Raw genomic sequence first — 15,499 nt, forward strand, 5'->3', positions numbered from 1 at the left:
AGGCATTGTTATTTTCATATTTTTTACTAGTTTCCGATAGTAGCGTCAGTTAGAACGACCTTAACAATCATGTTTTCGGGTGGACTTGTTAGACCATTAGCGTATATACGTACTACGCCGATGGAATAGTTGTACGAAAACTTGTAGCCCTTTAATTCAGAAGGGATCGCTACATACCGATCAGGTGTAGCATCCACATTGATTGCTACACTTACGTGACCGTCTTCATAATAACGTTTATCAAGATCTGAGATCTGAATGTCTTTTCTATACGTATTATTGCCTTCTCTATCCCAATCCGCCGATTTTACAGGAAATACGTAACTTGTGCCGTCTAAAACGTTCACCTCTTGTGTGATATACTCCTTCTTACAAGAAGAAAATGAAACCAAAGCTGCGGTTCCAAGTAATGCTGCGAATAAAAGTCTTTTCATATTGTGTGTGTTATTTGTGATATTTTTTATTATATGACGATAAAATAGTTCGAAAGTTTAACGTCAACTTTGTTTATAACAAAAAATGCACCATAAAGGTGCATTTTTATAAAATTATTTTTAGATACGACTATGGCTTACTTCTCAGCAGTATCTTTTGAAGACTTAGAATCTGAACTAGATACCTCAATATCTTTCGTTTCAGGATTAATGCTCACCGTCAACACCGAACCAGTTTTTACAGTTCCTTTTAGGATTTCTTCCGCAATTGGGTCTTCCAAATACTTTTGTATTGCCCGTTTTAATGGACGTGCTCCAAAATTACTGTCATAACCTTTATCCGCAATGAAATCTTTTGCTTCATCCGTCAAATTGATGGTATAACCTAAATCTGCGATACGCTTGAATAATGACTTCAATTCAATATCGATGATTTTGAAGATATTTTCCTTCGTCAATGAGTTAAATACAATCACATCATCAATACGGTTCAAGAATTCTGGAGCAAAGGCTCTTTTCAGAGCTGTTTCAATTACTCCACGAGAATGTGCATCCGACTGTTGTGACTTTGCAGCAGTAGTGAAACCCACACCTTGACCAAATTCCTTCAATTGGCGTGCACCAATATTAGACGTCATAATAATAATGGTATTTCGAAAGTCCACTTTGCGGCCTAAGCTGTCGGTTAATTGGCCTTCGTCCAATACCTGTAACAAAAGGTTAAAAACATCGGGGTGCGCTTTCTCAATCTCATCCAGTAAGACGACTGCATAAGGTTTACGACGTACCTTTTCCGTTAATTGTCCACCTTCTTCATATCCAACATATCCTGGAGGCGCTCCAACTAAGCGGGAGACTGCAAATTTCTCCATGTATTCACTCATGTCGATTTGAATAAGCGCATCCTCCGTATCGAACATAAAGCGGGCTAATTCTTTAGCCAATTCTGTTTTACCAACACCAGTAGGACCTAAGAAGATAAAGGAGCCAATTGGTTTTTTAGGATCTTTCAAGCCTGCACGTGTACGTTGGATTGCTTTCACCAATTTTCCTACAGCATCATCCTGACCAATAATTCTTCCCTTCATCAGCTCCGCCATATTCAACAGTTTCTGACCGTCAGACTGACTAACACGTTGCACAGGAATACCGGTCATCATCGCCACTACTTCAGCAACATTTTCCTCTGAAACAGTATAACGTTTAGATTTTGTTTCTTCTTCCCAAGCTATTTTCTCTTTCTCAAGCTCTTCGATCAATTTCTTTTCTGTATCACGCAACTTCGCTGCCTCTTCGTATTTTTGACTCCGAACAACCTTGTTTTTCTCTAATTTGACCTCTTCAATTTTATTTTCAATGTCGATAATAGATTGTGGTACATGTATGTTATTCAAATGCACACGAGAGCCAGCTTCGTCTAAAGCATCGATTGCCTTGTCTGGTAAAAACCTATCCGTAATATAACGGGTTGTTAACGATACACAGGCTTCAATAGCTTCGGGCGTGTAAGTCACATTGTGGTGATCTTCATATTTCTCTTTGATACGGTTCAATATCTCAACCGTTTCGTCATGTGTAGCCGGCTCAATGGTTACGCGTTGGAAACGACGGTCCAAAGCACCATCTTTTTCAATGTATTGACGGTATTCGTCTAATGTTGTTGCACCGATACATTGAATTTCGCCTCTTGCCAAAGCCGGTTTAAACATGTTGGAAGCATCTAACGATCCTGAAGCTCCACCTGCACCTACTATCGTGTGAATCTCATCGATAAATAAAATGACATCCGGTGATTTTTCCAGTTCGTTCATGACCGCTTTCATACGCTCTTCAAACTGACCACGATATTTTGTGCCAGCAACCAAGGATGCGAGATCCAATGTGACGACCCGCTTGTTGAATAATACACGTGATACCTTTCGTTGAACGATCCGAAGAGCAAGACCTTCCGCAATCGCCGATTTACCTACTCCGGGTTCACCGATCAATAGGGGATTGTTCTTTTTGCGTCGGGATAAAATTTGAGAAACACGCTCAATTTCTTTTTCGCGACCTACAATAGGATCTAATTTACCCTCTTCGGCAGCTTTGGTCAAGTCGCGGCCAAAGTTGTCCAATACTGGAGTTTTAGATTTGATATCCGAAACCTTTTTAGGTTGGACATACTGATCATCCTCAGCAAAATCATCATCGCCTGTAGGAGAGCCCGGAGCCTCATCCTTAATGGTGGTTCTATTTTGCTCCACTTCAGATTTGAAGATGTCGTAAGTCACATTGTATTGTTGTAAAATCTGAGAAGCGATATTATCTTCATCTCGTAAGATAGCCAATAATAGGTGCTCCGTTCCGATGATATCCGATTTGAATATTTTAGCCTCCAAATAAGTAATCTTCAAAACTTTTTCAGCCTGTTTTGTTAATGGCATGTTGCCAATAGGAGCGCGTGAAACTGATGCTCCCTTCACTGCGTCTTCCACAGATTGACGTAGTGCTGTCGTGTCAATGCCTATGTTTTTAAGGATTTTTATCGCCATTCCATCGCCTTCACGAATTAAACCGAGCAATAAATGCTCTGTTCCTATATAATCGTGACGCAATCTCAAAGCTTCCTCTCTACTGTACGATATGACATCCTTTACGCGCGGTGAAAATTTTGCTTCCATTGAATACCTTTCTGTTTTATATTAAGGATATATAAATGTAGTAAATTCTGCATTTTAAACCTTAAATTTATTTTAAATAATGTCATCAACAATTAAGCCATGACCGTTATACGTCCAAAATGTCAGTATAAAAGATTACATTTGTATGTTAATATAACAAGAGTTTTCGAATTTTTTTAAATTTTATGTCAGACGAGAAAATCATTTTTTCGATGGCGGGTGTCAACAAAATCTATCCGCCTCAAAAACAAGTGTTAAAAAATATCTATTTATCTTTTTTCTATGGTGCCAAGATTGGCGTGATTGGTTTGAACGGATCAGGTAAATCTTCCCTATTGAAAATAATCGCTGGATTGGATAAATCTTATCAGGGCGAGGTGGTATTCTCCCCCGGGTATTCTGTGGGTTATTTGGCACAAGAGCCGCAATTGGATCTAGAAAAAACTGTGCTTGAAGTGGTACAGGAAGGTGTTGCCGAAATTACAGCAATATTACAAGAATACGAAGATATCAATGAGAAATTTGGCCTACCAGAGGTGTATGAAAATGCCGATGAGATGGACAGGTTATTGACGAGACAAGGAGAACTTCAAGATAAAATTGATGCCACCAACGCTTGGGAAATTGATTCAAAATTGGAAAGAGCTATGGATGCCTTACGTTGTCCTGAACCCGATGCGAAGATTGTCAATTTGTCAGGTGGTGAACGTAGACGTGTAGCGTTATGTCGTTTATTGTTGCAGGAACCGGATGTGCTGTTACTGGACGAGCCGACCAACCACTTGGATGCGGAATCAATCGATTGGTTAGAACAACACTTAAAACAATATAAAGGAACTGTTATTGCCGTTACCCACGACCGCTATTTCTTGGATAATGTTGCCGGATGGATCCTTGAATTGGATCGTGGCGAAGGAATTCCTTGGAAAGGAAATTATTCTTCTTGGCTAGATCAAAAAGCAAAACGTCTGGCGCAGGAGGAAAAACAAGAAACAAAACGGCAAAAAACGCTCGAACGTGAGCTTGAATGGGTTCGTATGGCACCAAAAGCTCGTCATGCCAAATCAAAAGCTAGATTGCATAACTATGAAAAATTAGCCTCCGAAGAGACCAAAGAACGTGAAGAAAAATTGGAATTGTTTATTCCTCCAGGACCACGTCTGGGTAACTCGGTCATTGAGGCAACGAATATCTCTAAAGCTTATGGTGATCGTATTTTATTTGAAAATTTAAGTTTTATGTTGCCGCCCGCGGGTATTGTTGGGATTATTGGACCAAATGGAGCGGGTAAAACGACCTTGTTCCGCCTCATTACAGGACAGGAAACGCCAGATACGGGTTCTTTCAAGGTGGGAGAAACAGTGAAATTGGGCTATGTGGACCAAATGCACCACGACCTCGACCCTGAAAAATCAGTTTGGGAAAATATTACAGGAGGCAGCGACAATATGATGTTGGGTAACCGCCCCGTGAATTCGAGAGCTTATGTTTCGAAATTTAATTTTAATGGTGCTGATCAGCAGAAGAAAGTAGGTGTGCTCTCTGGTGGGGAAAGGAATCGTGTACATTTGGCGATCACATTAAAAGAAGGATCCAATGTACTCTTGCTCGATGAGCCTACGAACGATATCGATGTGAATACACTGCGTGCCTTAGAGGAAGGATTAGAGAACTTTGGCGGCTGTGCGGTAGTGATTTCACACGATAGATGGTTTCTGGATCGTATTTGTACTCATATTCTCGCTTTTGAAGGTGATTCACAGGTATATTTCTTTGAGGGTAACTACACCGAGTATGAAGAAAACCGGAAAAAACGTATCGGTGACGTGACACCACACCGCATTAAATACAAAAAACTGGTAAAGTAATATAAAATCATGGAAAGCGGAAGGCTGTTAGCTGCTATAATTGATCATGCAATTGATGGCATTATTACCATAGACAACAGGGGAAATATAGAAAGCATTAACCCTGCTGCCCTGGAACTGTTTGGATATCAGGCAGACGAGGTGATTGGCCACAATGTCTCCATGCTGATGCCCGAGCCAGATCGCGGTAATCATGATACCTATATTCATAACTATCAGACTACCGGCCACAAAAAAATTATTGGGATTGGGCGCGAAGTGATGGGGCTTAAAAAGAATGGCGAAACATTTCCATTCCGATTGGCTGTCAGTGAAGTCTGGTTGAAGGATAAAAATATCTTTACTGGATTTATTCATGACCTAACGCGTGAGAAAGCTGCCGAGGATATGCTTAGACAGCATGCGGTTGAACTTGAGAATAAAGTTAGCGAACGTACGAGTGATCTGATATCTTTAGTTTCCGAACTGGAAAAGGCCAAAGCAGAAGTTTCTAAATCGCTGGAAAAAGAAATTGAACTAAGTCAGCTAAAATCTCGCTTTGTGTCAATGGCTTCGCATGAGTTTCGAACACCTTTGAGTTCCGTTCAACTGTCGGCTTCTCTGATCGAAAAATATGCCGAAAGACCGGATGATAAAGTTAATATCATTAAACATACGAATAAGATCAAAGGGGCCGTACAATTGCTGACCAGTATTCTGAATGATTTTCTTTCCCTTGAAAAGCTCGAAACTGGTATTGTTGTGGTAAATAAGCAGTATATTAATTTGGTCGAATTAGCTGAGGAAATCACCGAAGAAATGCAGTTGATCTGTAAAAAAAATCAGCATATTGTATATCAGCATACCGGAGAAATCGGGCACTTTACCTTAGACTCTAATTTGTTGAAAAATGCTTTGGTCAACCTCATTTCCAATGCGATCAAATATTCAGGAGAGGATACATTAATTGAGTTTACAACGTGTATCGACGAGGAAGGTTGCTTAATATCAGTAAAGGACAACGGTATTGGAATACCCGAAGAAGATCAGGTTCATTTGTTTGAGCCATTTTTTCGAGCACATAACACAGGTAACATCCCGGGAACCGGATTAGGACTGAATATCGTAAAAAGGTATATAGAACTCATGGAAGGTCAGATGGAATTTGAGTCTGAAGTGCATAAGGGAACCTCATTCCGGGTGAGTTTTAGGTAAAGTGGAGTTGGTAATAAAACGAGGCATAAACGTTTCAAACATAAAGACGATAGAATAATTAATTGCAGATGAGAAATAAAAAGACAATTCTAATTATTGAAGATAATATTGACATCCGGGAGGGAACTACCGAAATATTGGAGTTGACAGGTAGGTATGATGTCATTACGGCCGAAAATGGACGTATTGGAGTTGACCTGGCGACCAGGCATATTCCTGATTTGATTCTCTGCGACATCATGATGCCCGAGCTGGATGGATATGGGGTGTTATTTATGCTAAGTAAAATTGAAAGTACAGCTAAAATCCCATTCATTTTTTTAACTGCAAAAGCGGAGCGTGCAGATATGCGTAAAGCGATGGAAATGGGAGCAGACGATTATTTGACGAAACCTTTTGATGATGTCGAATTGATGAACGCTATAGATGTACGCCTTAAAAGACATGAACAGCTCGCGGCAGATATCCCTCAAGAGGGAGATTTTAGTTTGAACGCCGAAGAGCAAGTCCTGTTGCTGCAGGAGCTCATTGTTAATTCACGTGTAAAGACAGTGAAGAAAAAACAATCTATTTATGAAAAAGATGATTCGCCAACATATGTCTATTTTGTGAAATCTGGTCAGGTGCGTAGCTTTAAGTCATATAAAGATGGAAGAGAACTGTCTACAGGTATTTTTATTGAGGGAAATTACTTTGGTTATGCCTCTATCTTGTTGAATGATAATTACGAAGACTATGCTGAAGCGGTTGAACCAAGCGAAATTGTACTGATCCCAAAAGATAGTTTTTTGGAGTTGCTTTGGAAAAAACCAGCAATAGCCAGTAAGTTTATAAAGCTTCTTTCTGTCGATTTACGTGAAAAGGAAGAGCAATTACTCGGGTTTGCCTATCACTCTGTTCGTAAACGTGTCGCCAATGCGCTACTCAGTGTTGCCGAGAAAAGTGGTATCAATATCAATGCCGTCAATACGTGTTCGATAGATGTGACAAGGGATGGTTTGGCGTCAATCGCAGGCACTGCAAATGAAACAGTTTCCCGTATGCTTTCAGATTTTAAAGAAGAAAAATTGATATCGAAAGAGAAAGGTAAAATATATATCAATTCGATCAGGAACCTTCGAGATGTGAAACAGTAGGTAAAGAAACGGAGATTTAAAAATAATATTTTAAAGGCGTGTTCAGTTTTTCTGAACACGCCTTTTTTCTGAAAGGGCAGGTCGTTGCTCTGAATGAAGCTTTATAACCAGCGCCTATAGTCAGAGGCATTTGCAAATTGTGATAAATATCATTTTAAGGTGTGGTGCTGTATCATGGTTTTGCGCTTATGCATGATTTACTTTTGTTCTTAGGATAAACCTTAATTGGTGATTGTAGAATCAGGATGAAAGTAGTAGTATATAATGTAAGATCATTTGAAAAAGAGTTTTGGGCACTAGCGAATGCCAAACAACATGATTTGACTTTGATTTCAAATGGGTTAAATGCGGAAACACAGAACTATGCGCGTGGAAAGGATGCGGTAGTGATTTCCGTGAGCGATATTTTGGACGAGAGCATGCTACTTAATTTAAAAGGGTTAGGAATCAGTAAGATTATGACCAGAAGTAAGGATACTACTCATATTGATCTCGCTAAGGCTGGCGATCTGAATATACAGATTGCCAATGCCCCATTTGAAGATCAAAGTCCAAAAGGATTGGCTGAGCAAACTGTTCGGAATCTCAACCTATGGGGGATAGAAAAATGTGTGGGAAAAGCCTGTTGTTGTTTAGACGACTGTGCCAAAAAACTAAAATAAAATGATGACAACGCAGGTTAAAATGGAAGAATTGGTGCGGAAATATAACGTAGCGGCACCGCGCTATACAAGCTATCCTACTGTTCCTTTTTGGGATAACGAAACATTTTCTAGAGTGGCTTGGACAGCTCAAGTGTACCAGACATTTCAGCAGTCGAAAGAAAAAGGGATTAGTTTATATATCCATCTTCCTTTTTGTGAAAGCCTATGTACCTATTGCGGCTGTAACACCCGTATCACAAAAAATCATCGTGTTGAAGAACCCTATATCGCATCTCTTTTGAAGGAATGGGAAATGTATGTCGCTCTATTTAATGGCGAAAGGCCAGTGTTGGCAGAGATACATTTGGGAGGAGGGACACCAACCTTTTTTCACCCGGATAATCTGAAGATGCTTATCGAAGGAATTCTCAAACTCGCAGATGTGGCCCCAGACAGTTCATTCTCCTTTGAAGCTCATCCTGCCAACACAACTGTCACTCATTTAGAAACTTTATTTAGTTTGGGATTCCGTCGGCTCAGTTTGGGTATACAGGATTTTGATCCTCTTGTCCAGTTTGTGATTAACAGACAACAAACATTGGAAGAAGTGGAGTTGGTTATGTTGAATGCGCGAAAAATTGGATTTGACTCCATTAACTTCGACTTGATCTATGGATTGCCTAAGCAAACACTGTTTACAGTGGAAGATACGATACAAAAAGCGATGCAGCTAAGCCCTGATCGGATTTCCTTCTATAGCTATGCGCACGTGCCTTGGATAAAACCTGGTCAACGGCATTATACCGAAGCTGACCTGCCCAGTGGTGCTGCCAAATTAGCCCTTTATAATCTTGGGAAAAAAATGATTTTGGCGCATGGCTATGAAGATGTCGGTATGGATCATTTTGCGAAAAAAGAAGATGAGTTATTTGTCGCCTTTCAACAGGAAAGATTGCACCGTAATTTTATGGGCTATGCAGATCGATTTAGCCCCTTGCTCATCGGTATAGGGGTTTCTTCAATCAGTGACGCCTGGGGTGCATTTGCTCAAAACGTAAAGACGGTAGAGGAGTATTATAAGCTCATTGAAACAGGCGATTTGCCCGTTGTAAAGGGGCATTTACTCCATGAAGAGGACCTCATTATAAGACGTTATATCTTAGATATGATGTGTAAAGGTAAAGTGCAGTTGCAGGAAGGTGGGCCGTTAAACGGACAAATTAAAGACGAATTATCCGAGCTCGTAGCGGACGGTTTGGTAACGATAACGGGCGACCTTATAGCCTGTACTGTTGTCGGCCGATCTTTTTTAAGAAATATCTGCATGGCCTTTGACCAGCGATTATTGCGCTCAAGGACACGAAATCAATTATTTAGTCAAGCAATTTAGAACAAAGGAATGGGAGAGCTTAGGGAAGAAGTACAACTTGCAGAAAAATGTTTCCATTGTGGTGATAAAATCGAAGAAACTGGCTATCGGTTAGATCATCATGACTTTTGCTGCCTGGGATGTCAGACTGTATATCAGGTGCTGAACGATAGTGGCATGCAACAATACTATCGCTATAATCAGCATCCTGGTAAATCCAACAAATCTACGCATGAAGATTTTTCTTATCTGGATGAACCCGAAATTGCCAGTAAATTAGTGGATTATAAAGATGATAGGATGACCATCATCACTTTTTATATTCCAGCTATTCACTGTAGCTCCTGCATCTGGCTGCTGGAAAACTTATATAAACTCAACCCTCATGTGTTGCAATCGCGTGTGGACTTTATGAAAAAGCAGGCGAGCATTACATTCAATCACAATGAACTACCACTGAAAGATTTAGTCTATCTTTTGGTGAATATAGGTTATGATCCTAAAATCACTTTACAGGATGTTGTTAAAGAAGGAAATAAGAATAATCTAAATCCTTTGGTCGCAAAAATTGCTGTTGCCGGTTTCTGTTTTGGAAATTCAATGCTCTTCAGCTTTCCCGATTATTTTGGAATGGGGAGTTTTGAAAAGGAATATGCCAATTTCTTTGGTTATATAAACCTTGCCTTTGGTATTCCTGTCTTATTGTATTGTGCATGGGACTATTTTAAATCGGCTTACCTGAGCTTGAAACAAAGACGTTTGAATTTGGATGTGCCGTTGGCCCTCGGGATTCTTGTATTGTTTTTGCGTTCTGCTTTTGAAGTGGTTACACAGACGGGCGCAGGTTTTACGGATACGCTGTGCAGCTTGGTGTTTTTTATATTGATCGGAAAATGGGTACAACAACGTACCTATTATCATATCTCGTTTGAACGGGATTATCGCAGTTATTTTCCCGTCGCAGTAACCGTATTGACCGAATCTGGCGACAGACCCGTACAACTGGCAGACGTCAGTGTAGGTGATCGTATCTTGGTTCGCAACAACGAAATTATCCCTGCCGATGCGATGCTTTTAAAAGGGGATGCTGCGATCGATTTCAGTTTCGTGACCGGAGAATCGAGCCCGATGAGCAAAACCTTGGGCGAAATTATCTATGCAGGCGGACGTCAAACCGGCGAAGCGATAGAACTTGAAGTAGTCAAACCTATTTCACAATCTTATTTGACAAAATTGTGGAATAACGATAATTATAAAGATTATGACAAACATTTTCAAACTTTTGTCAACTTTATAAGTAAATATTTTACTGTTGTTTTATTGGCTATTGCATTATTGGCAGCGCTATTTTGGGCTGTTGATGGAAATGCAAGCAGGGCTTGGGGAGCTTTTACGGCGGTATTGATTATCGCATGTCCATGTGCGTTGGCGTTGAGCTCTCCATTTACCCTTTCTGCGGCGTTAAGTATTTTTGATCGAAATAAGTTCTATGTAAAAAATACTGCTGCCATTGAACAGATGGCAACGATTGATACCTTGGTGTTCGATAAGACTGGTACAATATCATCACCCAAGGCAACCTCAATTTATTTCGAAGGTAGCCTCTCAGCAGTCGACAAAGAGGTGCTGAATGCTGTTTGTAGAAATTCCAGCCATCCATTGAGCCGCGAAATTGTCAAGTGGCTCAACGTCTCTTCTATTAGTGCAGTGCAGGAATTTAAGGAATTTCCTGGAAAGGGGATGCAGGCCAAGGTAAATGGTAATGAAGTTAGAATCGGTAGCGGAGGTTTTCTTGATATTGGACATATTAAAACAGATGGGTCGGTGGTTTTTGTTCGCATAGGCGGCGAGCTAAAAGGATACTTTACTATGGAGCAATCCTGGCGGGATGGTCTTTCGGCGTTGATTGAAGATTTTAAAGTAAATTATCACCTCCATTTAATCTCTGGTGATAACGATAGACGCCTGGATGCGTTGCAGCTCATTTTTCCTTCAAATGCAAGTTTGCTTTTCAATCAATCACCTATGGAAAAGCTTGAGACAATTCAAAATTTTCAGGAGGTTGGAAAGCATGTCTGCATGATTGGTGACGGACTTAACGATGCAGGAGCATTGCGCAAGGCTGATCTTGGAATCGCTGTAAGCGATGATATCAATAACTTTTCACCGGGCTGCGATGCGATACTCGATGGGGAGTCATTTTCAAAAATGCCGGATTTCTTCGCTTTTAGCAAGGATGCGGTAAAAGTAATACATATGAGCTTTGGCATTTCACTATTATATAACGTAATTGGGTTGAGCTTTGCAGTGCAGGGTATTATGTCGCCGTTATTTGCAGCGATTCTAATGCCAATAAGTACGGTAACCATCATCTCCTTTACAAGTCTTATGACAAGGTGGTATGCCAAACGCCGTAAACTCTAGTTCTTATGGAAATAATATATATTCTTATCGGTTGTAGTGTGTTGTTGGCCCTGGTTTTTCTATGCGCTTTTTTTTGGGCAAATAAGACTGGTCAGCATAACGATACCTATACACCTGCTATTCGGATTCTGTTTGATGACGAAATGACAGAAGGAGATGAAAAATAGGTGGTGTAACTAAAACGTTATCGTAATTAAATCAATTACTTTTCTTTGTATTTAAGGTTATTATCAATAAAATTGGGGGTAAATACCAATTTGAATCAAAAATTTATGCATAATAATCCATTTACATTAAAAGATAAGGTAGTCGTAATTACGGGCGGTACAGGAATTTTAGGTGAGGCATTTGTGGAGGCATTAGCCGAGGCAGAGGCCAAGGTCGCAATCCTGGGACGTAATGGACAGATCGGTGTAGCGCGTGTTCAGCAAGTGGAGTCCCTAGGCGGCGAAGCTATATTTGTGGAAGTAGATATCATGAACGAACAGGATGTCACCAGGGCGAAGGATGAAGTGTTGCAAAAGTGGGGGAGAATAGACGCCTTAGTTAACGCGGTTGGCGGTAATATTCCAGGTGCAACAATCGGTGCCGATCAAGATCTGTTTGCCAGCAATATTCAGGATACCATCAAAGCCATTGAGCTTAACCTGTATGGTACGATGATTCCTACCCATATTATTGGCCGGGTGATTGCAGAAAGCGGAAAGGGGGTCATTGTTAATATATCTTCCCTTACTGCTAGTCGTCCCTTCACGCGTGTTTTGGGTTATACCGTAGCAAAACACGGAATCGATGGTTATACAAAGTGGATGGCAACAGAACTTGCGCAGCGTTACGGTGATCAGGTTCGTGTCAATGCGATTGCGCCAGGAGTATTCTTAACCAAGCAAAACAAAAACTTATTGATCAATCCCGACGGTACACATAGTGATCGTACTAAACGTATTCTTAATGCAACGCCCTATAACCGCTTGGGTGACCCGCGTGAGTTAAAAGGGACTTTAATCTATTTATTGAGCGATGCATCGGCTTTTGTGACAGGCGAAACTGTTTTTGTAGATGGCGGCTTTAATGCATGGTGCGGCGTATAATTAAGTTTTAAGATGAGAAAACTAGAACAAACATGGCGTTGGTATGGTCCAAATGACCCCGTATCTTTACAGGATATTAAACAGGCTGGAGCAACTGGTATTGTGACAGCGTTACATCACATTCCACACGGTGAGGTATGGCCACTTGCGGATATTCAAGAAAGGAAACGCATTATTGGAGACGCTGGCCTTACTTGGTCTGTGGTGGAAAGTGTGACGGTACATGAGGAGATTAAGACAAAAGGGGCAAAGGTGGATGAGTATATTCAAAAATATAATATGACGTTAATTAATCTGGCGAAATGTGGTATCAAGACGATTTGCTATAATTTTATGCCAGTGCTGGATTGGACACGTACCCAATTGGATTTAACCATGGTAGATGGCTCAAAAGCCTTATATTTTGATTGGATTGATCTGGCTCTCTTTGATATATTTATATTAAAACGTGATGAAGCTAGGTCAGCATATCCAGAAGCTGTTGTCAAACAGGCGACTTTACGTTATGATGAAATTTCTGAACAGCAAAAGCAGGAATTGGCAAATGTTGTTTTGATGGGAATCCCCGGAGAAAAGAGTGTGGAATTGGACGCATTGAAAGCGAGCCTTAATACCTATAAACATATTGGAAAAGACGGTTTACGCGATAATCTGATCTATTTCCTTCAGGGGATTGCATCGACTTGTGAGGAGAACGGTATATGTATGACCATTCATCCAGATGATCCACCGTATCCTATTTTAGGTTTACCCCGCATTGCCAGTAACGGCGAAGATTTTGACTACTTTCTAAATGCAGTTCCACAGCAATTCAATGGTGTTTGTTTCTGCACAGGATCATTGGGTGCCAGTCAGACAAACGATTTGCCAGCTATCCTAGAAAAAATCAAAGGGCGTGTAAACTTTGTTCACTTACGTAATGTGAAGAAGGATGCGATCGGGAGTTTTTACGAAGCAGACCACTTGGATGGTGATGTCAATATGTATAAAATTATGAAGATATTGGTTGCTGAAAATCAATTGAGATCGATAGCTATTCCATTCAGGCCCGATCATGGCCATCAGATGTTGGATGACCTAAATAAGGTGACAAATCCAGGATACTCTGCGATTGGAAGACTGAGAGGGCTAGCTGAATTGCGGGGTTTAGAATATGGTATTATTGGTGAATGATGCCAATAATTCACGTAAAGATTAGGGATCTTATGCGGTAATTTAGATCAGACGCAATGATAGTCGGAAAATAGGGGCGCTTACTTCTTATTTTCCGACTTTTATTTTAATTATGTGGACAAACACTATAATGGCAAACATTATAGGGAAGATTTGCGAATAATAAGCTGTGTCGGGAGCTCAATCGTTTCAAATTCATGTATTGGTCTTGTTTGATTAATGGTGGCGATTAGTTTGTTTGTCGCTAGTTCCCCAATTTCTATTGCTGGCTGTACAACTGTGGATAGTGCCGGATTTAATGAAGCTGCAATTTGTGTATTTGAAAAGCCAATTACAGCTACCTCAGAAGGAACCTGGATCTGAAGATCGGCCAAAATACCCAGCGTCCGGGTTGTAATAACATCTGTAGCACCGAAAATTGCATCGATATTTTTGTTTTCAATACATTCTTTTAGCAAAACTTCTCGAATTGTTTGGTCTATATCTTTGGTGTTATTCAAACTACATTCAATATAGTGTTTATTATCAAAAGGAATTCCCGCGTCTGATAAAGCAGATATAAAGCCATTTAACCTTTCGGTTGCCACACCCAAGTTCTTTCCCGTAATATGCAATATACTTTTTTTACCCTGCTCGGTGAGATGCTTTGTGGCATTGTAGGCGCCTTGAAAATTATTGACACCCACCTTAAATGTATCAAGCTGGTGGTTGATACGATCAAAGATAACAACTGGTATCTGAGATTTTATCAATGCTTTTAGTTCATCAATATTTGAATCTGAAGATACCGGAGCTATCATTAAGCCATCAATTCCACGCATACGCAAGACGTCAATACAATTTTTCTCAATCCGTTCGTCTTCCCGGCTTTGCATGAAAATAACATCATACACGGTTTGCTGAGAGGCTATTTGGATCCCATCCAAAATTTGTGAAACGAATGTATTGCTGATATTGGATACGATAACTCCTATGGTGTTGGACTTTCCTATTTTTAAGCTTCTTGCCAACTTATTTGGTTGGAAATTATGCTTTTTGGCATATTCCTGAACGATCTTTTTAGTGGCTTCACTTATTTCATAACTGTCCGATAATGCTTTGGAAACCGTAGAAACAGAAATATTGAGTGCCAATGCTATATCTTTCAGGGTAGTTCTGCTCATCGCTTTGTTGGTTATTTTAAGAAGATAAATCTACATAAAAAAATATATATAAGCATTTTTATATGCTTGCATTGTTACTCTGTAGCAGGCATGTTACGCAATACACCGTTACCACCCTCTTATCCCTTAGTGTAGTTTTTGTTTACCTATAGTTTAGCCTTAAGTTAGGTTTAGTATAGCTTTTACCTATACTAAACCTAAACTAACCCTAACTAAACCCTAACTAAACCCTAAACTAACGCATGATATGATGTAGCTTTAAATGACCTCCATTGGCCGCCCGACACGACCATGTTTGCAGCCGTTTACGTCCAGCTCGGCGCTGCCTGCTGCATGCAAT

12 protein-coding genes are annotated in these 15,499 nt (G+C 40.2%); 9 read left to right on the forward strand and 3 right to left on the reverse strand.

From position 1 onward, the window contains the following. Window positions 1–26 precede the first annotated feature (26 nt). Window positions 27–434, reverse strand: coding sequence for a hypothetical protein (locus B3E00_RS06295; protein WP_293882375.1), 408 nt, complete (start codon window positions 432–434; stop codon window positions 27–29). A gap of 137 nt (window positions 435–571) precedes the next feature. Continuing rightward, window positions 572–3,097 (reverse strand): ATP-dependent Clp protease ATP-binding subunit, encoded by a 2,526-nt coding sequence (locus B3E00_RS06300; protein ID WP_293937695.1) that lies wholly within the window; start codon window positions 3,095–3,097, stop codon window positions 572–574. Between the two features lie 185 nt (window positions 3,098–3,282). On the opposite strand from B3E00_RS06300, the gene ettA reads away from it, so the two are divergent. The 9 genes from ettA (at window position 3,283) to uxuA (ending at window position 13,996) form a co-directional block, all read left to right on the forward strand. Further along, window positions 3,283–4,965 carry an energy-dependent translational throttle protein EttA gene (gene ettA, locus B3E00_RS06305; RefSeq protein WP_209579133.1) on the forward strand — a complete coding sequence of 561 codons (1,683 nt, stop codon included), beginning with the start codon at window positions 3,283–3,285 and terminating at the stop codon, window positions 4,963–4,965. 9 nt (window positions 4,966–4,974) lie between these two features. After that, a complete protein-coding gene (locus B3E00_RS06310; RefSeq protein WP_293886580.1) occupies window positions 4,975–6,159 on the forward strand; it encodes a PAS domain-containing sensor histidine kinase in 1,185 nt (394 codons plus the stop codon). 68 nt (window positions 6,160–6,227) lie between these two features. Next, entirely contained in the window at window positions 6,228–7,295 is a 1,068-nt protein-coding gene (locus B3E00_RS06315) for a response regulator (RefSeq protein ID WP_293882368.1), read from the forward strand. Window positions 7,296–7,540: 245 nt separating this feature from the next. Next, a complete protein-coding gene (locus B3E00_RS06320) occupies window positions 7,541–7,957 on the forward strand; it encodes a lactate dehydrogenase (protein WP_293886579.1) in 417 nt (138 codons plus the stop codon). 1 nt (window position 7,958) lies between these two features. Continuing rightward, window positions 7,959–9,329, forward strand: coding sequence for an oxygen-independent coproporphyrinogen III oxidase (hemN, locus tag B3E00_RS06325; RefSeq protein WP_293937697.1), 1,371 nt, complete (start codon window positions 7,959–7,961; stop codon window positions 9,327–9,329). Window positions 9,330–9,338: 9 nt separating this feature from the next. After that, entirely contained in the window at window positions 9,339–11,732 is a 2,394-nt protein-coding gene (locus B3E00_RS06330) for a heavy metal translocating P-type ATPase (RefSeq protein WP_293937699.1), read from the forward strand. Window positions 11,733–11,737: 5 nt separating this feature from the next. After that, window positions 11,738–11,899, forward strand: a complete 162-nt coding sequence (gene ccoS / locus B3E00_RS06335) for a cbb3-type cytochrome oxidase assembly protein CcoS (protein ID WP_209579138.1) — start codon at window positions 11,738–11,740, stop codon at window positions 11,897–11,899. 105 nt (window positions 11,900–12,004) lie between these two features. Continuing rightward, window positions 12,005–12,823 carry an SDR family oxidoreductase gene (locus B3E00_RS06340; RefSeq protein WP_293886576.1) on the forward strand — a complete coding sequence of 273 codons (819 nt, stop codon included), beginning with the start codon at window positions 12,005–12,007 and terminating at the stop codon, window positions 12,821–12,823. 12 nt (window positions 12,824–12,835) lie between these two features. Next, window positions 12,836–13,996 (forward strand): mannonate dehydratase, encoded by a 1,161-nt coding sequence (gene uxuA, locus B3E00_RS06345; RefSeq protein WP_293937701.1) that lies wholly within the window; start codon window positions 12,836–12,838, stop codon window positions 13,994–13,996. A 140-nt stretch (window positions 13,997–14,136) separates the two neighbouring features. On the opposite strand, the gene B3E00_RS06350 is transcribed toward uxuA, so the two are convergent. Then, entirely contained in the window at window positions 14,137–15,159 is a 1,023-nt protein-coding gene (locus B3E00_RS06350; RefSeq protein WP_293886574.1) for a LacI family DNA-binding transcriptional regulator, read from the reverse strand. Between the last annotated feature and the right edge of the window lie 340 nt (window positions 15,160–15,499).

It is taken from the genome of Sphingobacterium sp. UBA5996 (assembly GCF_002429765.1).
Classification (GTDB): Bacteria; Bacteroidota; Bacteroidia; order Sphingobacteriales; family Sphingobacteriaceae; genus Sphingobacterium.

Coding starts and splice junctions, on each gene's coding strand:
- uxuA (WP_293937701.1), top strand. CDS start 12,836: ATGAGAAAACTAGAACAAACATGGCGTTGGTATGGTCCAAATGACCCC.
- ccoS (WP_209579138.1), top strand. CDS start 11,738: ATGGAAATAATATATATTCTTATCGGTTGTAGTGTGTTGTTGGCCCTG.
- B3E00_RS06350 (WP_293886574.1), bottom strand. CDS start 15,159: ATGAGCAGAACTACCCTGAAAGATATAGCATTGGCACTCAATATTTCT.
- B3E00_RS06330 (WP_293937699.1), top strand. CDS start 9,339: ATGGGAGAGCTTAGGGAAGAAGTACAACTTGCAGAAAAATGTTTCCAT.
- B3E00_RS06340 (WP_293886576.1), top strand. CDS start 12,005: ATGCATAATAATCCATTTACATTAAAAGATAAGGTAGTCGTAATTACG.
- B3E00_RS06300 (WP_293937695.1), bottom strand. CDS start 3,097: ATGGAAGCAAAATTTTCACCGCGCGTAAAGGATGTCATATCGTACAGT.
- hemN (WP_293937697.1), top strand. CDS start 7,959: ATGATGACAACGCAGGTTAAAATGGAAGAATTGGTGCGGAAATATAAC.
- B3E00_RS06320 (WP_293886579.1), top strand. CDS start 7,541: ATGAAAGTAGTAGTATATAATGTAAGATCATTTGAAAAAGAGTTTTGG.
- B3E00_RS06315 (WP_293882368.1), top strand. CDS start 6,228: ATGAGAAATAAAAAGACAATTCTAATTATTGAAGATAATATTGACATC.
- B3E00_RS06310 (WP_293886580.1), top strand. CDS start 4,975: ATGGAAAGCGGAAGGCTGTTAGCTGCTATAATTGATCATGCAATTGAT.
- B3E00_RS06295 (WP_293882375.1), bottom strand. CDS start 434: ATGAAAAGACTTTTATTCGCAGCATTACTTGGAACCGCAGCTTTGGTT.
- ettA (WP_209579133.1), top strand. CDS start 3,283: ATGTCAGACGAGAAAATCATTTTTTCGATGGCGGGTGTCAACAAAATC.